The sequence below is a fragment of the Enterobacter cloacae complex sp. S1 genome, from assembly GCF_014930525.1.
GTDB lineage: Bacteria > Pseudomonadota > Gammaproteobacteria > Enterobacterales > Enterobacteriaceae > Enterobacter > Enterobacter hormaechei_C.
Genome location: NZ_JADBRE010000010.1, coordinates 1 through 20,393, shown reverse-complemented (window position 1 = coordinate 20,393; position 20,393 = coordinate 1). Strand labels below are relative to the sequence as shown.

At 56.0% G+C, this 20,393-nt stretch carries 23 protein-coding genes; 14 read left to right on the top strand and 9 right to left on the bottom strand.

The window, feature by feature from the left end:
* Window positions 1–323: 323 nt before the first annotated feature.
* Window positions 324–2,009: an aspartate:alanine antiporter gene (locus IM290_RS08775; RefSeq protein ID WP_026080732.1), complete on the bottom strand. Its 1,686-nt coding sequence runs from the start codon at window positions 2,007–2,009 to the stop codon at window positions 324–326.
* A 274-nt stretch (window positions 2,010–2,283) separates the two neighbouring features.
* Here IM290_RS08775 and IM290_RS08770 point away from each other — a divergent pair, with 274 nt between their 5' ends.
* Window positions 2,284–2,658, top strand: a complete 375-nt coding sequence (locus IM290_RS08770; protein ID WP_017384878.1) for an inner membrane protein YbjM — start codon at window positions 2,284–2,286, stop codon at window positions 2,656–2,658.
* Window positions 2,659–2,688: 30 nt separating this feature from the next.
* Here IM290_RS08770 and IM290_RS08765 read toward each other — a convergent pair whose 3' ends face one another.
* On the bottom strand, window positions 2,689–2,958 hold the full coding sequence (locus IM290_RS08765) for a GrxA family glutaredoxin (protein ID WP_006809455.1): 270 nt from the start codon (window positions 2,956–2,958) through the stop codon (window positions 2,689–2,691).
* Window positions 2,959–3,143: 185 nt separating this feature from the next.
* Between IM290_RS08765 and nfsA the strand changes: the two genes are divergently transcribed.
* The 9 genes from nfsA (at window position 3,144) to rlmC (ending at window position 11,629) form a co-directional block, all read left to right on the top strand.
* A complete protein-coding gene (gene nfsA, locus IM290_RS08760; RefSeq protein WP_015571015.1) occupies window positions 3,144–3,866 on the top strand; it encodes a nitroreductase NfsA in 723 nt (240 codons plus the stop codon).
* A gap of 64 nt (window positions 3,867–3,930) precedes the next feature.
* Entirely contained in the window at window positions 3,931–4,833 is a 903-nt protein-coding gene (gene rimK, locus IM290_RS08755) for a 30S ribosomal protein S6--L-glutamate ligase (RefSeq protein WP_017384877.1), read from the top strand.
* 63 nt (window positions 4,834–4,896) lie between these two features.
* A complete protein-coding gene (locus IM290_RS08750) occupies window positions 4,897–5,373 on the top strand; it encodes a YbjN domain-containing protein (RefSeq protein WP_003858385.1) in 477 nt (158 codons plus the stop codon).
* A gap of 350 nt (window positions 5,374–5,723) precedes the next feature.
* Window positions 5,724–6,836 (top strand): spermidine/putrescine ABC transporter substrate-binding protein PotF, encoded by a 1,113-nt coding sequence (gene potF / locus IM290_RS08745; protein ID WP_015571013.1) that lies wholly within the window; start codon window positions 5,724–5,726, stop codon window positions 6,834–6,836.
* Between the two features lie 143 nt (window positions 6,837–6,979).
* Complete coding sequence (gene potG, locus IM290_RS08740; RefSeq protein ID WP_006809449.1) at window positions 6,980–8,113, top strand: putrescine ABC transporter ATP-binding subunit PotG; 1,134 nt, start codon at window positions 6,980–6,982, stop codon at window positions 8,111–8,113.
* Window positions 8,114–8,122: 9 nt separating this feature from the next.
* Window positions 8,123–9,076 carry a putrescine ABC transporter permease PotH gene (gene potH / locus IM290_RS08735; RefSeq protein ID WP_017693731.1) on the top strand — a complete coding sequence of 318 codons (954 nt, stop codon included), beginning with the start codon at window positions 8,123–8,125 and terminating at the stop codon, window positions 9,074–9,076.
* Window positions 9,073–9,918, top strand: coding sequence for a putrescine ABC transporter permease PotI (potI, locus tag IM290_RS08730; RefSeq protein WP_003858378.1), 846 nt, complete (start codon window positions 9,073–9,075; stop codon window positions 9,916–9,918). The genes potH and potI overlap by 4 nt, the downstream gene beginning before the upstream one ends.
* Window positions 9,919–9,960: 42 nt before the next feature.
* Window positions 9,961–10,458 (top strand): YbjO family protein, encoded by a 498-nt coding sequence (locus tag IM290_RS08725; RefSeq protein ID WP_085929694.1) that lies wholly within the window; start codon window positions 9,961–9,963, stop codon window positions 10,456–10,458.
* Between the two features lie 40 nt (window positions 10,459–10,498).
* Window positions 10,499–11,629, top strand: coding sequence for a 23S rRNA (uracil(747)-C(5))-methyltransferase RlmC (rlmC, locus tag IM290_RS08720; protein ID WP_193041650.1), 1,131 nt, complete (start codon window positions 10,499–10,501; stop codon window positions 11,627–11,629).
* Between the two features lie 130 nt (window positions 11,630–11,759).
* Here rlmC and IM290_RS08715 read toward each other — a convergent pair whose 3' ends face one another.
* On the bottom strand, window positions 11,760–11,972 hold the full coding sequence (locus IM290_RS08715; RefSeq protein ID WP_226875975.1) for a hypothetical protein: 213 nt from the start codon (window positions 11,970–11,972) through the stop codon (window positions 11,760–11,762).
* A gap of 300 nt (window positions 11,973–12,272) precedes the next feature.
* On the opposite strand from IM290_RS08715, the gene IM290_RS08710 reads away from it, so the two are divergent.
* Both IM290_RS08710 and IM290_RS08705 read left to right on the top strand, forming a co-directional pair.
* Window positions 12,273–12,980 carry a response regulator transcription factor gene (locus IM290_RS08710; protein ID WP_022650690.1) on the top strand — a complete coding sequence of 236 codons (708 nt, stop codon included), beginning with the start codon at window positions 12,273–12,275 and terminating at the stop codon, window positions 12,978–12,980.
* The gene (locus IM290_RS08705; protein ID WP_047056416.1) at window positions 12,964–14,433 is read left to right on the top strand and encodes a sensor histidine kinase KdpD; all 1,470 of its coding nucleotides are present in this window, start codon (window positions 12,964–12,966) and stop codon (window positions 14,431–14,433) included. Before IM290_RS08710 ends, IM290_RS08705 begins: the two co-directional genes overlap by 17 nt.
* Window positions 14,434–14,519: 86 nt before the next feature.
* Here the strand turns inward: IM290_RS08705 and artJ are convergent, their stop codons facing one another.
* From artJ to IM290_RS08675, 6 genes are all read right to left on the bottom strand, one after another.
* Window positions 14,520–15,251 carry an arginine ABC transporter substrate-binding protein ArtJ gene (artJ, locus tag IM290_RS08700; protein ID WP_015571008.1) on the bottom strand — a complete coding sequence of 244 codons (732 nt, stop codon included), beginning with the start codon at window positions 15,249–15,251 and terminating at the stop codon, window positions 14,520–14,522.
* 179 nt (window positions 15,252–15,430) lie between these two features.
* Window positions 15,431–16,099 carry an arginine ABC transporter permease ArtM gene (gene artM / locus IM290_RS08695; protein WP_003858369.1) on the bottom strand — a complete coding sequence of 223 codons (669 nt, stop codon included), beginning with the start codon at window positions 16,097–16,099 and terminating at the stop codon, window positions 15,431–15,433.
* Window positions 16,099–16,815: an arginine ABC transporter permease ArtQ gene (gene artQ / locus IM290_RS08690; protein ID WP_193041649.1), complete on the bottom strand. Its 717-nt coding sequence runs from the start codon at window positions 16,813–16,815 to the stop codon at window positions 16,099–16,101. The genes artM and artQ overlap by 1 nt, the downstream gene beginning before the upstream one ends.
* A gap of 6 nt (window positions 16,816–16,821) precedes the next feature.
* Entirely contained in the window at window positions 16,822–17,553 is a 732-nt protein-coding gene (artI, locus tag IM290_RS08685; RefSeq protein WP_006174322.1) for an arginine ABC transporter substrate-binding protein ArtI, read from the bottom strand.
* A gap of 18 nt (window positions 17,554–17,571) precedes the next feature.
* Complete coding sequence (gene artP, locus IM290_RS08680; RefSeq protein ID WP_006809439.1) at window positions 17,572–18,300, bottom strand: arginine ABC transporter ATP-binding protein ArtP; 729 nt, start codon at window positions 18,298–18,300, stop codon at window positions 17,572–17,574.
* Window positions 18,301–18,526: 226 nt separating this feature from the next.
* Entirely contained in the window at window positions 18,527–19,045 is a 519-nt protein-coding gene (locus tag IM290_RS08675; protein WP_015571007.1) for a lipoprotein, read from the bottom strand.
* Between the two features lie 97 nt (window positions 19,046–19,142).
* On the opposite strand from IM290_RS08675, the gene IM290_RS08670 reads away from it, so the two are divergent.
* Window positions 19,143–19,466: a heavy metal-binding domain-containing protein gene (locus tag IM290_RS08670; RefSeq protein WP_006174327.1), complete on the top strand. Its 324-nt coding sequence runs from the start codon at window positions 19,143–19,145 to the stop codon at window positions 19,464–19,466.
* Window positions 19,463–20,293, top strand: coding sequence for an N-acetylmuramoyl-L-alanine amidase (locus IM290_RS08665; RefSeq protein WP_193041648.1), 831 nt, complete (start codon window positions 19,463–19,465; stop codon window positions 20,291–20,293). Before IM290_RS08670 ends, IM290_RS08665 begins: the two co-directional genes overlap by 4 nt.
* Window positions 20,294–20,393: the final 100 nt, after the last annotated feature.

Sequence of the window (20,393 nt, the reverse complement as noted above, 5' to 3'; positions counted from 1 at the left end):
ACCTTATTTCCTGATCTTGATGGTTTTTGTAAAGCGCCCACTGAGCATGTTAAGAGGTGGGATAACGTAAGATGGTGATACATGTATTTTTAGTCGCCATTTTGCCGCCACTGGGCTTGATGATGCAATATAACCTGTTGATTTTAATGTTAATAAAATTCAGGCAACAAAAAACCCATCAACCTTGAACCAAAACGGCGGGGTTGATGGGCTCCACAAATTGGGGACATCAAAGAAAAGCAGTGGCACTAGTTATGACTGCACCCTGCGTAAAAAGTTCTGCGCGTAACGAAAATTTTTTCAGCTACACGCAAACTTGAGATTTATCCGAGTCCAGGCCAGATAATGATGATCAGCGTACCCGCCAGCGTCAGCAGCACGTTGGCGATTGCGTACGTGCCTGCATAGCCCAGCGCCGGGATATTGCTGCGCGCGGTGTCGCTGATGATCTCCATCGCCGGTGCGCAGGTGCGCGCGCCCATCATCGCGCCGAAGAGCAGGGCGCGGTTCATGCGCAGCACGTAGGCGCCGAACAGGAAACAGATCACCACCGGTACCAGGCTGACGATAAGTCCGGAAACCAACATTTGCCAGCCGACCGCGCCCAGGCCGTTGCCAATGCCGCTCCCGGCGCTTAATCCGACACCCGCCATAAAGACCATCAGACCGAACTCTTTCACCATGTTCAGCGCCCCCTGAGGGATATAGCCGAAGGTGGGATGGTTCGCTCGCAGGAAGCCAAGCATGATCCCGGCGAACAGCAGACCGGCTGCGTTACCAATGCCGAAGCTAAAGTTGCTGAACTGGAAGGTTATCATCCCGATCATCAGGCCGACAATGAAGAAGGCGCAGAAGGCTAACAGGTCCGTCACCTGGCTGTGGATCGAGATAAAGCCGATACGGTCGGCAACGGTTTTAACCCGTCGGGCATCGCCGCTGACCTGCAACACATCGCCTTTATTGAGCACCACGTTATCGTCGATAGGCATTTCAATCTGGCTACGGATCACGCGGTTGAGGAAACAACCGTGGTCGGTCAGCTTCAGCTGTGCCAGACGGCGGCCCACGGCGTTGTGGTTTTTCACCACAATCTCTTCGGTGACGATACGCATGTCCAGCAGGTCGCGGTCAAACACCTCTTTCCCGTTGCGGAAGCTCGGATCGAGACGCGCGTGGGCGTCCGGGTAGCCAACAAGGGCGATGTCATCGCCCATCTGGAGCACCGCGTCACCGTCCGGGTTTGCCAGAATGCCGTTACGACGGATACGTTCGATGTAGCAGCCGGTCTGACGGTAGATCCCCAGCTCGCGCAGGTTTTTCCCGTCGGTCCAGGCAACCAGCTCCGGCCCGACGCGGTAGGCGCGGATCACCGGCAGGTAAACTTTACGTTTGGAGTCCGTGTCCAGGCCGCGCTCGCGGGCGATGGTCTGGGCGCTGGTCTGGAGATCCTGATGCTGAAGTTTTGGCAGATAGCGCGCGCCAACAATCAGGCTCACCAGACCAATCAGATAGGTCAGGGCATAGCCCAGACTCAGGTTGTCCAGCGCGGAGGAAAGCTGCGTGCCTGCCATGCCAGAATGACGAAGCGTATCCCCCGCGCCGACAAGCACCGGCGTGGAGGTCATCGAGCCTGCCAGCATACCGGCCGTTAAGCCGATGTCCCAGCCAAACAGTTTGCCCAGCCCTAACGCAATCAGCAGGGCGCTGCCGACCATCACCAGCGCCAGCATCAGGTAATTTTTGCCGTCTCGGAAGAAAATGGAAAAAAAGTTCGGACCAGCTTCCACGCCTACGCAAAAAATAAACAGCATGAAACCTAAGTTAAGCGCGTCCGTGTTAATACTGAAATGTTGTTGACCTAATAACAGGGAGACGACTAAAACGCCAATGGAATTACCAAGTTGAACTGAACCCAGGCGTAATTTACCCAGACAAAGGCCCAGCGCCAGTACCACAAATAATAACAGGATGTAATTCCCATTTAACAAGTCTGCGACGTTTATATTCACGGAGGCTAACTTCTTGTTTACCAGTAAGTTGTTGAATGAAAGGACTATTTGGGCTACTGTTTTCAGAGTCAGGGAATCACTTTGCATCTCCCTGCTTCCTGATAAATACCCTAAACACTAGCAGTCGGTTAGTTTAATCGTAATAGCTACCGACAGCCACCTATTATCGCACGACTTCTGTGCGTGCTTTGGCAAGGATTGCCGCATTGCTTTATCTGACTGGGCGTCCACCGGACGATTTTTGTATTTGATAGAGATAAGTCAGGAGGATAGTTTGAACTTTAAACGAAACTGGGCTGGCGTAATCAGCTGTTTTTTGCTGTTTACGGTCGTTTGCATGTCGCTCGCTTTTAACGTGAAAGGCGCCTTCAGAGCGTCCGGTCATCCCGAGCTGGGCCTGTTGTTCTTCATCCTGCCGGGGGTAGTCGCCGGTTTTCTCTCGCGTAAAGGCGAGGTGGTGATGCCGCTTATTGGGGCAATGCTTGCGGCCCCGCTCTGCCTGCTTCTGATGCGCGTGCTGTTTCTCTCGTCGAGAAGCGTCTGGCAGGAAGTGGCGTGGCTACTGAGTGGCGTTTTCTGGTGTGCGCTGGGCGCGCTCTGTTTCTTATTTACGCGCAGCCTGCTGCAACAGAGGAAGCACCGTAAATAAAAACGCCCTCAGGGTGAGGGCGTCTTCGCATTACTGAGCCGCAAACAGGCCCAGGTGTTCTTTGGCGTAGGCCTCAAAATCGGTGCAGCCGCCGATGTGTTTCTGATCGAGGAAGATCTGCGGCACGGTTTCAACCGGTTTACCCACGGTTTTTTCCAGATCGGCTTTAGTGATGCCTTCCGCGTGGATATCCACGTAACGGAAGTTGAAATCATCACGTTCTTCAGTCAGTTTCTCTGCCAGCTCTTTCGCGCGTACACAGTAAGGGCATCCTGGACGACCAAAAATTACTGCAAACATTTCTCTCTCCTCAAAAAACAAGCCTGACGGCGAATGGCGCCTATAGTGCACGATAACCTGCCGTCATGGAAAGAAGGTTTCACCTGTCACTTTGATACAGTCAGGCTATGTTTCGCCAATTACATCAGGTGGATCATTGCCTATACTGGCTGCCATACGTTTTACGCAACACAAAGAGAGACAAAATGACGCCAACCATTGACCTGCTTCGTTCCCACCGTTCCATTCGCCATTTCACCGATGAGCCGATTACCCAGGCGCAGCGGGAAGCGATCATCGACAGCGCAAGAGGCACCTCCAGCTCCAGCTTTTTGCAGTGCAGCTCCATTATCCGCATCACCGATCCGGCGATGCGTGAGCAGCTGGTAACGCTGACGGGCGGACAAAAGCACGTTGCCCAGGCGGCTGAGTTCTGGGTGTTCTGCGCCGATTTTAACCGTCATCTGCAAATCTGCCCCGAGGCCGAGCTGGGGCTGGCGGAACAGCTGCTGCTGGGCGTGGTGGATACGGCGCTGATGGCGCAAAACGCGTTCACGGCGGCGGAATCGCTGGGGCTTGGCGGCGTCTATATTGGCGGGCTGCGTAACAACATCGAAAGCGTGACGGAACTGCTGAAGCTGCCGAAACACGTGCTGCCGCTGTTTGGTCTGTGCCTCGGCTGGCCGGCGGATAACCCGGATCTGAAGCCGCGCATTCCTGCTGCGATGCTGGTGCATGAAAACCACTACCAGCCGGTCGACCAGGACGTTCTGCATCAATACGATGAAGAGCTGGCGAACTACTATCTGACGCGCGACAGCAACAACCGCCGCGACACCTGGAGCGACCATATTCGTCGCACCATCATCAAGGAGAACCGCCCGTTCATTCTTGATTACCTGCACAAACAGGGCTGGGCAACGCGGTAGTCCATTCCTCCTGCGCCTCGTGTATGATAGGCAGGCTTTTACCATGTCTTTAGAGAGGTGCAGGGTGAAAATTGCCATATTGTCCCGGGATGGAACGCTCTATTCATGTAAACGCCTGCGAGAAGCGGCGGCGAAACGCGGACATCAGGTTGAGATCCTCGATCCGATGTCCTGCTATATGAACATCGACCCTGCGGCATCGTCGATTCATTACAAAGGCCGCAAACTCCCGCATTTTGATGCGGTAATTCCCCGCATTGGCTCCCAGATCACCTATTACGGTACGGCTGCGCTGCGCCAGTTTGAAATGCTGGGAAGCTATCCGCTCAACGAGTCCGTGGCGATCTCCCGCGCCCGCGATAAGCTGCGCTCGCTGCAACTGCTGGCGCGCCAGGGGATCGATCTGCCCGTCACCGGGATTGCCCACTCCCCGGACGACACCAGCGATTTAATCGACATGGTGGGCGGTGCGCCGCTGGTTATTAAGCTGGTGGAAGGTACGCAGGGTATTGGGGTGGTACTGGCGGAGACGCGTCAGGCGGCGGAAAGCGTGATCGACGCGTTTCGCGGTCTGAATGCCCATATTCTGGTGCAGGAGTATATTAAAGAGGCCAACGGGTGCGACATCCGCTGCTTTGTGGTGGGCGATGAGGTGGTGGCCGCCATAGAGCGGCAGGCAAAAGAGGGCGACTTCCGCTCTAACCTGCACCGCGGCGGTATCGCGCGGGTGGCCCTTATTAGCGAGCGCGAGCGCGAGATTGCGGTGAAAGCAGCGCAGACGCTGGGCCTGGACGTGGCGGGGGTCGATCTGCTGCGTGCCGGGCGCGGGCCGCTGGTGATGGAAGTCAACGCCTCGCCGGGGCTGGAAGGGGTGGAAAAAACCACAGGCGTCGATATTGCAGGTAAAATGATCGCATGGATTGAACGCCATGCGACGCCGGGATTTTGCCTGAAAACGGGCGGTTAAATGGATCGGCGCGCACTTTTTGCGTAATCTGGACAACGTTTTTATTTAAGAGGCTGCACAGCGATGGATTTACAGGTCGTACCTACACTGGATACGTTACGTCAATGGCTCGATGATGCCGGTATTACTTTCTTCGAATGCGACTCCTGCCAGGCGCTGCATCTGCCTCACATGCAAAATTTCGATGGCATTTTCGATGCCAAAATCGATCTGATTAACGACGTGATCCTGTTCTCGGCGCTGGCTGAAGTAAAGCCTTCTGCGCTGCTGGCGCTGGCGTCTGATCTGTCAGCGATCAACGCCAGTTCTTTGACGGTGAAAGCGTTTCTCGACATACAGGATGATAATCTGCCAAAGCTGGTGGTTTGCCAGTCTTTATTCTCCGGCGCGGGGCTCTCCTTCAAGCAGTTCGCCTGGTTTATGCGCCTGAGCGAAGAGCAAATTTCCATGGTAATGATGGAAGCCAACGCACATCACCTGCTGTATAGCGCGGAAGATGATGCCGAGAATAATGATGCATCTCCCAATTTTCTCCACTAAGCCTGTCTGACTTTTGCGCAGTCGCTGCCAGAGCGGCTGCATAACACCATTTTTTCTGCTGCTTTTAACCTTTCTTTAAAGAGTTTTTCACCTCCTCTCCGGCCGTTTCGGCTTATCACGTAGACATAATCTGCATAAAAAATTGATAAAAGGCGTTTTTTCGTCTGGGCTATAGCCGGAGACACGGGCTACAGTTATTCTTGCGGTGCTTAAAAAAGCGAGCGGAACCTGCCGGGAAGAGGGGGGTATTTTATTTCGGGCAGAGCGACAAACTATGCATGATTATTGCATATCTTCAGGCTGCACAGTTTTGGTTCGTTTGTTAACGAACTTTCAGAAGGAATAACAATATGATCGCCTTGAATAAAAAATGGTTATCGGGTCTGGTTGCGGGTGCTCTGATGGCCGTCTCTGCCGGCACGCTCGCTGCGGAACAAAAAACGCTGCACGTCTATAACTGGTCTGACTATATTGCGCCGGACACCGTCGCGAATTTTGAAAAAGAGACCGGCATTAAGGTTGTCTACGACGTATTCGATTCCAACGAAGTGCTGGAAGGCAAACTGATGGCGGGCAGCACCGGTTTCGATCTGGTGGTGCCGTCGGCAAGCTTCCTGGAGCGTCAGCTGACCGCCGGTGTCTTCCAGCCGCTGGACAAGAGCAAATTACCGAACTGGAAAAACCTCGATCCGGACGTGCTGAAGCTGGTGGCGAAGCACGATCCGGAGAATAAATACGCGATGCCTTACCTGTGGGCGACCACCGGTATTGGCTATAACGTGGATAAAGTCAAAGCGGCGCTGGGCCCGGACGTCAAGCTGGACAGCTGGGACGTGGTGCTGAAGCCGGAAAACCTCGAGAAGCTGAAAAGCTGCGGCGTCTCTTTCCTCGATGCGCCGGAAGAGATTTTCGCCACCGTGCTTAACTATCTCGGCAAAGATCCTAACAGCAGCAAGGCCGACGACTACACCGGTCCGGCAACCGACCTGCTCCTGAAGCTGCGTCCGAATATTCGCTACTTCCACTCCTCTCAGTACATCAACGACCTGGCTAACGGGGATATCTGCGTGGCCATCGGCTGGGCGGGCGATGTCTGGCAGGCGGCGAACCGCGCGAAAGAGGCCAAAAACGGCGTAAATGTTTCCTACTTCATTCCGAAGGAGGGGGCGCTGGCGTTCTTCGACGTCTTCGCGATGCCGGCTGATGCGAAAAATAAAGAGGAAGCGTATCAGTTCCTCAACTACCTGATGCGTCCGGAGGTGATTGCCCACATCAGCGACCATGTCTACTACGCCAACGGTAACAAGGCCTCCGTGCCGCTGGTGAGCGAAGAAATCCGCAATAATCCGGCGATCTATCCGCCAGCCGATGTGTTTGCCAAGCTCTTCACCCTGAAAGTGCAGGAACCGAAAATTGACCGTGTGCGTACCCGCGCGTGGACCAAGGTGAAAAGCGGTAAGTAACGGCGTTTGATATCGTTGCCCGGTGGCGCTGTCGCTTACCGGGCCGACAGATCCCGTAGGCCGGGCAAGCGTTAGCGCCGCCCGGCGATGCGCACCCTGACGGTGCGTTTGCACCAGTGTTGATCTATGCCGGAGAGCACCCCGTGAATGACGCGATCCCCCGCCCGCAGGCGAAAGTCCGTAAAGCGCTGACCCCGCTTCTTGAAATTCGTAACCTCACCAAATCCTTCGACGGCCAGCATGCCGTGGACGATGTCAGCCTGACGATCTACAAAGGTGAAATTTTTGCTTTGCTCGGCGCATCGGGCTGCGGCAAATCCACACTGCTGCGTATGCTGGCAGGCTTTGAACAGCCTACCGCCGGGCAGATCGTGCTGGATGGGGTAGACCTCTCCAGCGTGCCGCCGTACCAGCGGCCCATAAACATGATGTTCCAGTCCTATGCCCTGTTCCCGCATATGACCGTTGAGCAGAACATCGCCTTTGGCCTGAAGCAGGACAAACTGCCGAAAGCCGAAATCACCGCGCGCGTGGCGGAGATGCTGAGCCTGGTGCATATGCAGGAGTTTGCGAAGCGTAAGCCGCATCAGCTTTCCGGCGGCCAGCGTCAGCGCGTGGCGCTGGCAAGAAGTCTGGCGAAGCGTCCAAAATTATTACTGCTCGACGAGCCGATGGGCGCGCTGGACAAAAAGCTGCGCGACCGGATGCAGCTGGAAGTGGTGGATATCCTCGAGCGCGTGGGGGTGACCTGCGTGATGGTGACTCATGACCAGGAAGAGGCGATGACCATGGCCGGGCGCATTGCGATCATGAATCGCGGTAAGTTTGTGCAGATCGGCGAGCCGGAAGAGATTTATGAACACCCGACAACCCGCTACAGCGCGGAGTTCATCGGCTCGGTGAACGTCTTCGAAGGGCTGCTGAAGGAACGCCAGGAAGACGGTCTGGTGATTGAATCGCCGGGGCTGGTGCATCCGTTGAAGGTTGATTCTGATAACTCCGTGGTCGACAACGTGCCGGTTTACGTTGCCCTGCGCCCGGAAAAAATCATGCTTTGCGATGAGCCGCCCGCCGATGGCTATAACTTTGCCGTGGGCGAAGTGGTGCACATTGCCTATCTCGGCGATCTGTCGATTTACCATGTGCGCCTGAAAAGCGGCCAGATGCTCAGCGCCCAGTTACAGAACGAACACCGGTATCGCAAGGGACAGCCAACCTGGGGCGACGAAGTGAGCCTCTGCTGGGATGCGGACAGTTGCGTAGTCCTGACGGTATAAGGAGCGGTCATGAGCACACTTGAACCTCCAGCCCGCGTCAAAAAACCGGGCGGTTTCGCGCTCTGGCTGGCGCGCATGCAGATGGCGCATGGCCGCAAGCTGGTCATCGCCATGCCCTATATCTGGCTGATCCTGCTGTTTCTGCTGCCGTTCCTGATCGTCTTTAAGATCAGCCTGGCGGAGATGGCGCGGGCGATCCCACCGTATACCGATCTGTGGGAGTGGGCCGACGGGCAGCTGACGCTGACCTTAAACCTCGGTAATTTCCTGCAACTGACCGACGATCCGCTCTATTTCGAAGCCTATTTGCAGTCGTTACAGGTTGCGGCTATTTCTACGATTTGCTGCTTGTTGATGGGCTACCCGCTGGCGTGGGCAGTGGCGCACAGCAAGCCGTCGACGCGAAATATTTTACTGCTGTTGGTCATTTTACCGTCGTGGACGTCGTTCCTGATCCGCGTGTACGCGTGGATGGGGATCCTGAAGAATAACGGCATACTGAATAACTTCCTGCTGTGGCTTGGGGTCATCGACCAGCCGCTGACGATCCTGCACACCAACCTTGCGGTGTATATCGGGATTGTCTATGCCTATCTGCCGTTTATGGTGCTGCCAATCTATACGGCGCTGACGCGAATCGATTACTCGCTGGTGGAAGCCTCGCTGGATCTCGGCGCACGCCCGTTGAAGACTTTCTTCAGCGTCATTGTGCCGCTCACCAAAGGCGGGATCATCGCCGGATCGATGCTGGTATTTATCCCGGCGGTCGGGGAGTTTGTGATCCCGGAACTGCTCGGTGGCCCGGACAGCATCATGATTGGCCGCGTGCTGTGGCAGGAGTTCTTCAATAACCGCGACTGGCCGGTGGCCTCGGCGGTGGCGATCGTCATGTTACTGCTGCTGATCGTGCCGATCATGTGGTTCCACAAACATCAGCAGAAACAGATGGGAGACCACGGATGAACAACTTACCGGTAGTACGCTCCCCGTGGCGAATTGCGATCCTGATTATCGGCTTTACCTTCCTGTATGCGCCAATGCTGATGCTGGTGATCTACTCGTTCAACAGCTCTAAGCTGGTCACCGTCTGGGCGGGCTGGTCCACGCGCTGGTACAGCGAGCTGTTCCACGATGATGCGATGATGAGCGCGGTGGGGCTGAGCCTGACCATTGCGGCGCTGGCGGCGACGATGGCCTGCGTGCTGGGCACGATTGCCGCGCTGGTGATGGTGCGCTTTGGCCGTTTCCGCGGGGCGAATGGTTTCGCGTTTATGATCACCGCCCCGCTGGTTATGCCGGACGTCATCACCGGCCTGTCGCTATTGCTGCTGTTTGTCGCGCTGGCGCACGCCATCGGCTGGCCAGCGGATCGCGGGATGCTCACCATCTGGCTGGCACATGTCACCTTCTGTACGGCGTATGTGGCGGTGGTGATCTCCTCGCGGCTGCGCGAGCTGGATCGCTCCATTGAAGAGGCGGCGATGGATCTCGGCGCAACGCCGCTGAAGGTCTTTTTCATCATCACGCTGCCGATGATTATGCCGGCGGTGATCTCCGGCTGGCTGCTGGCGTTCACGCTCTCGCTCGACGATCTGGTTATCGCCAGCTTTGTGTCGGGACCGGGCGCGACGACGCTGCCGATGCTGGTCTTCTCCAGCGTGCGGATGGGGGTGAATCCGGAGATCAACGCCCTGGCGTCCATCATCCTTGGCGTGGTCGGAATTGTCGGATTTATCGCCTGGTATTTGATGGCGCGCGCGGAAAAACAGCGTGTGCGCGATATCCAGCGTGCAAGACGCGGCTGAAGGAATTACTATTTCCAGTGATGTGCCGCGTATGACGCGGCACTGTTTTTCAGGGAAGTAAAAACATTGGGATTCTTACAAAAAACACGTCATTCGCACGCTCGTCCGAACGTCCCTGCACTGGTGCAGGTGGCGGCGCTCGCCATTATTATGATCCGCTGCCTGGATGTGCTGATGATAATGAACACGCTGGGTCCGCGCGGAATGGGGGAATTTATTCACCGCAGCGCGCAGACGTGGAATCTGACGCTGGTGTTTCTCAGCAGCCTGATGCTGGTGTTTATTGAGATCTACTGTGCGTTCTCGCTGGTGAAAGGACGTAACTGGGCGCGCTGGGTGTATTTGCTTACGCAGATCACCGCCGCAGGCTACCTGTGGGCCGCCTCGCTGGGCTATGGCTATCCGGAGCTGTTCAGCATACCCGGTGAGTCGCGACGCGAGATTTTCCATTCACTGGTGATGCAAAAACTGCCGGATATGCTGGTGCTCTGCCTGCTTTATCTCCCGGCTTCCAGTCGGCGGTTCTTCCGCCTGCAATAATGTGTATAATCGCAGCCCTCGTGTTTCTTAAGGTTTTCATATGCAGTGCGCACTCTATGACGCCGGACGCTGCCGCTCCTGTCAGTGGATAGAACAGCCGGTCTCTCAACAACTCACCGCCAAAATGGCCGACCTGCAACAGCTGCTGACAGCACATGCGGTGGGCGAGTGGTGCGCACCCGTCAGTGGCCCGGAACAGGGCTTTCGCAATAAAGCCAAAATGGTGGTCAGCGGCAGCGTTGAAAAGCCGCTGCTGGGGATGCTGCACCGCGACGGCACCCCGGAAGATTTAACCGACTGCCCGCTATATCCCGCCTCGTTTGAGCCGGTGTTTAGCGCGCTGAAACCGTTTATCGCCCGGGCGGGGTTAACGCCCTATAACGTTGCCCGCAGGCGCGGCGAGCTGAAATACCTTTTGCTGACCGAAAGCCAGATCGACGGCGGGATGATGCTGCGCTTTGTGCTGCGTTCGGAAAACAAGCTGGAGCAGCTGCGCGCGGCGCTTCCGGGGTTGCAGGAACAGCTTCCGCAGCTCAAGGTGATCACCGCGAATATTCAGCCGGTGCATATGGCGATCATGGAAGGGGAGAAAGAGATTTTCTTCACCGAACAGCATGCGCTGGCGGAGAGCTTTAACGGCGTGCCGCTGTGGATCCGTCCGCAAAGCTTCTTTCAGACTAACCCCACCGTCGCCAGCGCGCTGTATGCCACCGCGCGCGACTGGGTGCGTGCGTTACAGGTTCATCACATGTGGGATCTGTTCTGCGGCGTCGGCGGCTTTGGTCTGCACTGTTCCACGCCAGACATGCAGCTCACCGGAATTGAGATCTCCGCCGAAGCGATTGCCTGCGCGAAGCAGTCCGCCGCAGAGCTGGGGCTGACGAATCTGCACTTCCAGGCGCTAGACTCGACCCGGTTCGCCACCGGACAGGGCAACGTGCCGGAGCTGGTGCTGGTGAACCCGCCGCGCCGGGGTATCGGCCAGGCGCTCTGCGACTACCTGAGCCAGATGGCGCCGGAGTACATCGTCTACTCCAGCTGTAACGCGCAGACCATGGCGAAGGATATTGCCAGCCTGCCGGGATACCGCATTGCACGCGTTCAGCTTTTCGATATGTTCCCGCATACCGCCCATTATGAAGTGTTGACGTTGTTGGTGAAAACGCGTTAATCCTCAACATCGCCCGGTGGCGCTGCGCTTACCGGGCCTACGATCCGGAGTAGGCCGGGTAAGGCGTAGCCGCCACCCGGCTTTGTTTGCTCAACCCAGGAATGCGACTCCCCCGCAAGTACTCCCTTCCTCACAATAACGGCAAAGGTTCAAGCAGCATCGGGCGGAGCAAGGCAAGACAGGTGGCGAGGCGGCCACAGAGCGCCATTTTTCTGGCAGGATCGATTTCTTCAACCAGCGCTTCGCAGTAGCGTTGGCAGTTGTCGGCCAGACCGGTGAATTCGGTATTGTGATTAACAGGAAGGGTGAGAAGTGTGTCTGAAAAAGGCGAGACGATCGACATATAAACATCATTGAAGTGTAACCGGACGCACAGCGTAAAAAAGTCTCACGTCGTCAGTATGTTATGCAGGATGCCAATCCCGACACCAGATTTTGCTGGTGTGAGCTGAACATACGTCGGTAAAACCTTAATAAAAAGAGGGGGGAAAGGAGAAGTTAAATCCTGCGAGGCTGCTTCAGAAAATACAGAGGAGACCGGTTATGTGGTTTGTTAACCTCCAAATCTTCAACAAAATGTGAACTCTTCCCCCGCTCGAAATCAGGTAAGCTTATGTCATAACAAATGATTGAAGGCTTACCCATGAAGCAGATCCTGCTGGTAGAAGACGACCACGATATCGCGGCACTCCTGCGTCTTAATCTGGAAGATGAAGGCTACGCCATTACCCACGAGCCCGACGGGGGCAACGCCTTACAGCGTCTTGAAACACAGCCGTGGGACGCGGTGATCCTCGATCTGATGCTGCCGAATGTCGATGGTCTGGAGATTTGCCGCCGTATCCGCCAGATGACCCGCTACCTGCCCATTATCATCATTAGCGCCCGCAGCAGTGAAACTGACCGTATTACCGGCCTGGAAACCGGGGCGGATGATTATCTGGCAAAACCTTTCTCGGTGCAGGAGCTGATTGCCCGCATTAAGGCGCTGTTTCGACGTCAGCAGGCGATGGGCCAGGCGCAGACGGACGGCATTATTCAGGCGCACGGACTGACTATCGATCCGCTGGCGCGCACCGTGCGCCTTAACGGTCAACACGTCGATCTCACCCCGCGCGAATTTGAACTGCTCTATTTCTTTGCCCGCCATCCCGGAGAGGTCTTTTCGCGGCTGGCACTGCTGGAGCAGGTATGGGGGTATCAGCACGAAGGCTACGAACACACCGTCAATACCCACATTAACCGCCTGCGCATTAAAATAGAGAAAGATGCCGCCGAGCCGGAGATCGTTCGCACCGTCTGGGGCAAAGGCTACAAATTTGCGGAGCAGAATCATGATGCGTCGCTTTAGCCTGAGCCAGCGCCTGACGCTGCTGTTTACGGTGTTACTGCTGCTCTGCGCCACCGTCGCCTGTGCGGTGCAGCTCTACAGTAGCATGCAGTACGGCAATGCGATGGTGCAGCGGCTCTCCGGCGGGCTGGCGCAGCAGATTGTGCAGCGGGAAGCGATTCTGGATACGCAGGGCAGGGTGGATCGCAGCGCCTTAAAACCGCTGTTCGACCGGCTGATGACGTTTAATCCGAGCGTCGAGCTGTATGTTGTCTCGCCAGATGGCGATATCCTGGCCGATGCCGCCCCGCCGGGGCACATTCAGCGGCAAAAAATTGACCTCGCGCCGATACAGAATTTCCTCAGCGGGACGGTGATGCCGGTGTTTGGCGACGATCCCCGAAGCCAGAATAAGAAAGTCTTCAGCGCCACCCCGCTGCGGCAGGACGGTGAGCTGAAGGGGTATCTGTACATTATTTTGCAGGGGGAGGAGTCCAACGCGCTGGCGGAGATGGCCTGGCACAAAGCGCTCTGGAGTACGGCGCTGTGGTCGATGCTGCTGGTGGCGCTGTTTGGTCTGCTGGCGGGGTTGCTGCTCTGGTACTGGGTGACGCGCCCGGTTAAAGAGCTCACGCTGGACGTGGCCGGGCTGGAGCAGGACAGCATCAGCGCGATTAAGCAGCTGGCGGCCCAGCCGCTTGAGCCTGCCGGCCAGGATGAAGTGGCGATCCTGCGCAATACCTTTATCGAGCTGGCGCGCAAAATCACCTCTCAGTGGGATCGGCTGGCCGACAGCGACCGCCAGCGCCGGGAGTTTATCGCCAACATTTCGCACGACTTACGCACCCCGCTGACGTCGCTGCTGGGTTATCTGGAAACGCTGTCGCTGAAATCCGCAACGCTGTCGCCGCAGGAGCATCAGCAGTACCTCGCTACCGCGCTGCGTCAGGGGCAAAAGGTACGCCATCTGTCGCAGCAGCTGTTCGAGCTGGCGCGTCTTGAGCACGGCGGCATCAAGCCCCAGCGCGAGCGTTTTGCCATGGCTGAACTGATTTCCGACGTGGCGCAAAAGTTTGAACTCGCTGCCCGCACGCGTGAGTTAAATCTGCACATTGACGTCCCGGGTCCGCTGCCGCAGGTGTTGGCCGATGTTTCCATGATTGAACGGGTGGTGACGAATCTGCTGGATAATGCGATACGCCATACCCCAGCAGGTGGAGACATTCGTCTGGCGGTGTGGCAGGAGAACGACCGGTTACAGGTTGAAGTGGCCGACAGCGGAACGGGTGTTGATGCCGCATTACGGGACGATCTGTTCCAGCGTCCGTCAGCGTTAAATCCACAGGCCTCGCGGGAGCACCGGGGCGGGTTAGGGCTGTTAATCGTGAAAAGAATGCTGGAGCTGCACGGCGGGGGGATCAGGCTGATGGAGTCCGTGAGCGGGGCACGGTTCAGGTTCTTTGTGCCGTTGTGAGAGAGTGCCGGGTGGCGCTGCGCTTACCCGGCCTACAACTCCCCCCGTAGGCCGGGTAAGGCGCAGCCGTCACCCGGCAAAAACCATTACTGCGGGAACCACTGCTCGCTGATTTTCTGGTATGTGCCGTCAGCTTTGATCGCTTTCAGCGCGCCGTTCAGTTTCTCAAGCAGAGCCTTGTTATCCGGACGCACGGCAATACCGAGGCCAGTGCCGAAATACTGCGGATCGGTCACTTTCTCCGTCGCTGTACCCAGCTGCGGGTTGGTTTTCAGCCACTCATTCACGACCGCGGTGTCGCCAAATACGCCATCAATACGGCCATTTTTCAGGTCGATAATGGCGTTCTGGTAGCTGTCGTAGGCCACGGTTTTCACTTCAGGATGCTTGTCCTGGAGGTATTTCTGGTGCGTGGTGCCGTTCTCCATGCCGATGCGCTTGCCTTTCAGCTCGTCGAAAGATTTATAAGCCCCTTTCTTCGCAATCACCACCGCAGAGTTCGCGTAGTACGGGTCGGTGAACGCGACCTGCTTGCTGCGCTCTGGCGTGATGTCCATGCCGGAGATCACCGCGTCGTACTTTTTAAATTTCAGGGACGGGATCAGGCTGTCAAATGCGTGGTTAGTAAAGGTGCAGTCGGCCTGCATCTGCTTGCACAGCGCTTTCGCCAGGTCGATGTCGAAGCCGACGATCTGGTTGCTGGCATCCAGCGATTCAAACGGCGGATAGGTGGCAGAAACGCCGAAATTGATTTTATCGGCGGCGGATGCGCCAGCGGCGAAGGTTGCGAGTAATGCGGCCAGAACTAACTTTTTCATTGTAATGCTCCCGTCTGTCAATCTTGTCATTATGCGCCGTGTCTGCGGCATGGATGTACAATGCCACTCAATGAATTTATATGCAATAAATATGATTAAATATTATTTAAAGCATAAAAAAATGCGGATAACCCATCAGGTTACCCGCACTTTAAAAACACATTTATGCATTAAGTTGATTAATTTCTGCGCTCAAACGCCAGCGCCTTACGCTCGATAAGACGCATCATCAGGGTCAGCAGACCGTTGACCACCAGATAGACCAGACCCGCCGCACCGAACACCATCACGTCGTAGGTGCGTCCGTACAGCAGCTGTCCGTGGCCCATCACTTCCATCAGGGTGATGGTGTAGGCCAGAGAGGTGCTTTTGAACACCAGAACGACTTCGTTGGAATAGGAAGAGAGCGCGCGCTTAAAGGCGTAGGGCAGCAGGATCGCCAGCGTATCCTTCTTGCTCATGCCCAGCGCCCCGCAGGACTGCCACTGGCCTTCCGGGATCGCGCGAATGGCGCCGTAGAACAGCTGCGTGGTATAGGCCGCGCTGTTCAGGGAGAGGGCAATCAGGGCGCAGAGCCATGGCTCAGAGAGCAGATGCCAGATAACCGGATATTCCTGTAACGACGGGAACTGGCCCGGGCCGTAGTAAATCAGGAAGATCTGCACCAGCAGCGGCGTTCCGGTAAAGAGCGTAATGTAGCCACGTACAATCCACACCAGCACCGGCGTTTTCAGCGTCAGGACGATGGTGAAGATCAGCGCCAGGATCAGCGCCACGATGATAGACGCGACGGTCAGCGTCAGGCTGGTGTGCAGCCCTTTCATCAGTTCGGGTAAATAATCCAGCATCAGCCTGGTCTCCGTTCAAAACGCGTTGCGTGCAGATCAATACGCTTCAGAACGTACTGGCTCAGCAACGTGATCACCAGGTAGATAGCCGCCGCGACGATGTACCAGGTAAACGGCTCCTGCGTACGGGTGGCGATACTTTTTGTTTGCAACATCAAATCGTTCACGCTGATCAGGCTCACCAGCGCGGTATCTTTCAGCAGTACCAGCCACTGGTTACCCAGCCCTGGCAGGGCATGACGCCACATCTGCGGCATCACCAGGCGGAAGAAGATCGCCGCTTTCGACAGACCCAGCGCCTGGCCGGATTCCCATTGACCCTGCGGTACCGCTTTCAGCGCGCCGCGCAGCGTTTGTGACGCATAGGCCGAATAGAGCAGGGAGAGCGCAATCACGCCGCACAGGAACGGGCTGACGTCGAAGTTCTCAATCTGCATCTGCACCGGGATCTGCGCAAAGCCGAGATTAATCGTGAAGCCGTCCGACAGCGTTAACAGCAGCTGTGAGGAGCCGAAATAGATAAACAGGACCACCAGAATTTCTGGCAGTCCACGCAGCACAGTCACCAGCGCTGAACCGAGCCATGCGACAGGGCGCCACTTAACGGACTCCCACACCGCAAAGAACATCGCCAGTACGAGGCCGATAATCAGTGCACAAACGGCAAGGCCGACGGTCATCCCGGCGGCGCTTGCTAAAGGAAAAATTTCATTCATCAGGAATTACTTCTGGAACCATTTTTTGTAGATGGTTTCGTAGGTGCCGTCTTTCTTCACTTTTTCCAGCGCAGCGTTGAATTTCTGCTGCAACTCGGTATTGCCCTGACGTACGGCAATACCCAGACCTGTACCGAAGTAGTCTTTATCGGTCACCTTGTCACCCACGGCGGCCAGCTTGTCGTTCGCTTTCAGCCATTCGGTCACGACAGCCGTGTCCCCGAACACCGCATCGATACGACCGTTTTGCAGGTCCAGCTTCGCATTCTGGTAGCTGTCATACGGCACGGTGGTGATTTCCGGATGCTTATCCATGATGAATTTCTGGTGCGTGGTGCCGTTCTGCACGCCGACTTTCTTGCCTTTCAGCAGGTCAACGGAGGCGTATTTACCTTTCTGACCGATGAACAGGGCCGAGTTGTCATAGTAAGGGGTGGTGAACAGAACCTGCTTTTCACGCTCCGGAGTGATGTCCATTCCGGCCATTACGGCGTCGATACGGCGGAACTTCAGGCTTGGGATCAGGCTGTCGAACGCCTGGTTGCTGAAGGTACAGGTCGCGTCGATCTCTTTACACAGGGCGTTTGCCAGGTCCACGTCGAAGCCAACAATCTTGTTGTTCGCATCAATGGATTCAAACGGAGGGTAGGACGCTTCAGTGGCGAAACGGATGGTCTGGGCTGCGGTAGCGGAAAGGCTGACGCTAGCAAGCAGCGCGGCAATCAATACTTTTTTCATTATAATTTCCCTAACACATCAGTGAGATAAATAGTTTTTGAAGGCATCGGTTTGCGGGTTAGTGAAGCAGCTCGCGTCACCCTGCTCAACGATATACCCGTTTTCCATATAGACCACGCGGCTGGCGGTTTTGCGCGCCACTTCCACCTCGTGGGTCACGATGACCTGGGTAATGTTGGTTTCCGCCAGCTCACGAATAATGCTCACGATCTGGGCGGTAATTTCCGGGTCCAGCGCCGCGGTTGGCTCGTCAAACAGCAGCACTGCCGGCTCCATCATCAGCGCACGGGCAATCGCTACACGCTGTTGCTGACCACCAGAGAGGTGTAAAGGATACCGGTCGCTGTACGGTTTCAGACGCAGACGTTCCAGCAGCTTTTCCGCACGCGCCATCGCCTGGTCTTTGCTTAAGCCAAGCACGCGGCACGGGGCTTCAATCAGGTTTTGCACCACCGTCAGATGCGGCCAGAGATTGTATTGCTGGAAAACCATGCCCACGTTTTGACGCAGTTCACGAATCGCTTTATCAGACGGGGTTTTCGCGAAGTCAAAATGGTTACCGGCGATGGCCAGCGTCCCCGAACGGGGCATTTCAAGCAGATTAAGAACACGCAGAAGGGAGCTTTTTCCCGCGCCGCTTGGGCCGAGCAAAACCAGCGTTTCGCCCTCCGGGCAACTCAGCGTAATGTCGAACAGCGCCTGGTGTGCGCCGTAGAAGCAGTTAATGCCGTTTAGTTTAATACTCATCGGGGCAGTCTTTACTCATCCAGGCAATCTATAGCAATTGAGGCCGCAGATAGTACCGTTGACAGAATAGTTATGCAATATTTCTGCGTTAAAAGTTAAATATAACCCGTGTTTCCTCTTAAACATAGCACAAAATAGCGACGGGAAAGGGGGGCGAGTATAAATGTCGGCATTCCGCAGGAAATGCCGGACATTTTACGGGGTTAACGTTTATTGAACGGAGGCGTTAGCGGTTCTCGATCGACTGGCGAAGGGTGCCCGCCGGGGCATGAACGCTGCCGCCAATGTAGCGCACATCGTCTATTGCCCAGCACTGGCCTTCACGGATCATCAGCACCTCATCCTGCCAGGTTTGCGTCCCCTGGGTGAGCTTCACGCGCAGGGGAATATTGCGTGCGTCGGTATTCGGTATGGTGGACGCGCTGGCGACGTCGGCGCTGTCCGGCAGCGTGGCGCGGCTGGAGAACGGATCGGATGACAGCAGGGCGTTGTGCTGCGGATCGCGCGAAGCGTCGGTGAGCAGTTTCGCCAGATTATCGCTCAGGTACGGGCGCAGGGCGGTCAGGTCATTACCGCGATGCTGAATACGGTAATCATAAAATTGTTGCGCCACGGCATCCGGGCCACCCTCAATACAAGGGCCGCTGCGGGTTCCGATATCCTTAAAGGCTGGCGTGACCGGCGTTGTGCAGGCGCTGAGCACCAGCGCGCATGGCACTAAAAGCGTTAAAGCAGAGTAGCGCATGTTGATTTCCTTATTTATTAACTATCCTTTCAATCATAGCGTAACGAACCGATAATGCTGTCGCTAACGCATTGAACGCTAAAGAAGGAGAGAAAGTATGCAATTTTCAACAACGCCAACCCTGGAAGGTCAACCGATTACCGAGTACTGCGGCGTGGTCACCGGTGAGGCGATTCTGGGCGCCAACATTTTCCGCGACTTTTTTGCCGGCATTCGGGATATCGTCGGCGGACGCTCCGGCGCGTACGAGAAAGAGCTGCGTAAAGCGCGCGAGATTGCGTTTAAGGAGCTGGGCGAGCAGGCCAAAGCGCTGGGCGCGGATGCGGTGGTGGGCATTGATATCGACTACGAAACGGTCGGAAAAGATGCCAGCATGCTGATGGTGAGCGTAAGCGGCACGGCGGTGAAGACCCGTCGATGAAGCGTTCGCTCTCAACCCTCCTGCTGGCGATGTTGCTGGCAGGATGCGCCTCGGAAGAGGGCATTGTTGATAAAGGCGCGTACGAGCTGGATACGCGCCATCAGGCGCAGGCGGCCTACCCGCGTATAAAGGTGCTGGTTATTCACTACACCGCCGATGATTTCGACACCTCGCTTGCGACCCTGACCGATAAAAACGTCAGCTCTCACTATCTCATCCCCGCAAAGCCGCCAGCTCCGCAGGGCAAACCGCGTATCTGGCAGCTGGTCCCGGAGAGCGAACTGGCCTGGCATGCGGGCATCAGCTTCTGGCGTGGCACCAACCGCATAAATGATACCTCCGTCGGCATTGAGCTGGAAAACCGCGGCTGGCGGAAAATCGGTGACGTGAAAACCTTTACCCCCTTCGAACCGGGGCAAATTGCGGCGCTGATCCCGCTTGCCAGAGACATCATCGCCCGCTACGACATTAAACCGCAGAACGTGGTGGCACACTCGGATATCGCCCCGCAGCGTAAAGACGATCCTGGGCCACTGTTTCCGTGGCGCGAACTGGCGCAGCAGGGTATCGGAGCCTGGCCCGATCCGGGGCGCGTGAATTTTTATATCAACGGGCGACCGCATTATCAGCAGGTTGATACCGCAGCACTCCTCGATTTGCTGGCGCGCTACGGTTACGAGGTGCCAGAAAACAGTACGCCCGAACAGCAAAAACGCATCATCATGGTTTTCCAGATGCATTTCCGTCCGCAGTTATGGAATGGTGTAGCGGATGTGGAAACCATGGCGATTGCTGAAGCACTTTTAGAGAAATACGGACAAGAGTAATCCTCAGATTTACTCCCTAATGAGTATTTTTATGTTACTCTCTATAAGATTAATCCGTACAAACTCAATTAACTTTTAGTTAATTGACTTAAAATTATCC

What these genes read in the sequence shown, in the direction of transcription:
- rlmC (WP_193041650.1), top strand. Translation starts at nt 10,499, where the DNA reads ATGCAGTGCGCACTCTATGACGCCGGACGCTGCCGCTCCTGTCAGTGG.
- IM290_RS08675 (WP_015571007.1), bottom strand. Translation starts at nt 19,045, where the DNA reads ATGCGCTACTCTGCTTTAACGCTTTTAGTGCCATGCGCGCTGGTGCTC.
- IM290_RS08710 (WP_022650690.1), top strand. Translation starts at nt 12,273, where the DNA reads ATGAAGCAGATCCTGCTGGTAGAAGACGACCACGATATCGCGGCACTC.
- IM290_RS08765 (WP_006809455.1), bottom strand. Translation starts at nt 2,958, where the DNA reads ATGTTTGCAGTAATTTTTGGTCGTCCAGGATGCCCTTACTGTGTACGC.
- IM290_RS08665 (WP_193041648.1), top strand. Translation starts at nt 19,463, where the DNA reads ATGAAGCGTTCGCTCTCAACCCTCCTGCTGGCGATGTTGCTGGCAGGA.
- potF (WP_015571013.1), top strand. Translation starts at nt 5,724, where the DNA reads ATGATCGCCTTGAATAAAAAATGGTTATCGGGTCTGGTTGCGGGTGCT.
- IM290_RS08750 (WP_003858385.1), top strand. Translation starts at nt 4,897, where the DNA reads ATGGATTTACAGGTCGTACCTACACTGGATACGTTACGTCAATGGCTC.
- IM290_RS08670 (WP_006174327.1), top strand. Translation starts at nt 19,143, where the DNA reads ATGCAATTTTCAACAACGCCAACCCTGGAAGGTCAACCGATTACCGAG.
- artI (WP_006174322.1), bottom strand. Translation starts at nt 17,553, where the DNA reads ATGAAAAAAGTATTGATTGCCGCGCTGCTTGCTAGCGTCAGCCTTTCC.
- potH (WP_017693731.1), top strand. Translation starts at nt 8,123, where the DNA reads ATGAGCACACTTGAACCTCCAGCCCGCGTCAAAAAACCGGGCGGTTTC.
- nfsA (WP_015571015.1), top strand. Translation starts at nt 3,144, where the DNA reads ATGACGCCAACCATTGACCTGCTTCGTTCCCACCGTTCCATTCGCCAT.
- IM290_RS08715 (WP_226875975.1), bottom strand. Translation starts at nt 11,972, where the DNA reads ATGTCGATCGTCTCGCCTTTTTCAGACACACTTCTCACCCTTCCTGTT.
- IM290_RS08705 (WP_047056416.1), top strand. Translation starts at nt 12,964, where the DNA reads ATGATGCGTCGCTTTAGCCTGAGCCAGCGCCTGACGCTGCTGTTTACG.
- artM (WP_003858369.1), bottom strand. Translation starts at nt 16,099, where the DNA reads ATGCTGGATTATTTACCCGAACTGATGAAAGGGCTGCACACCAGCCTG.
- artJ (WP_015571008.1), bottom strand. Translation starts at nt 15,251, where the DNA reads ATGAAAAAGTTAGTTCTGGCCGCATTACTCGCAACCTTCGCCGCTGGC.
- artP (WP_006809439.1), bottom strand. Translation starts at nt 18,300, where the DNA reads ATGAGTATTAAACTAAACGGCATTAACTGCTTCTACGGCGCACACCAG.
- potI (WP_003858378.1), top strand. Translation starts at nt 9,073, where the DNA reads ATGAACAACTTACCGGTAGTACGCTCCCCGTGGCGAATTGCGATCCTG.
- artQ (WP_193041649.1), bottom strand. Translation starts at nt 16,815, where the DNA reads ATGAATGAAATTTTTCCTTTAGCAAGCGCCGCCGGGATGACCGTCGGC.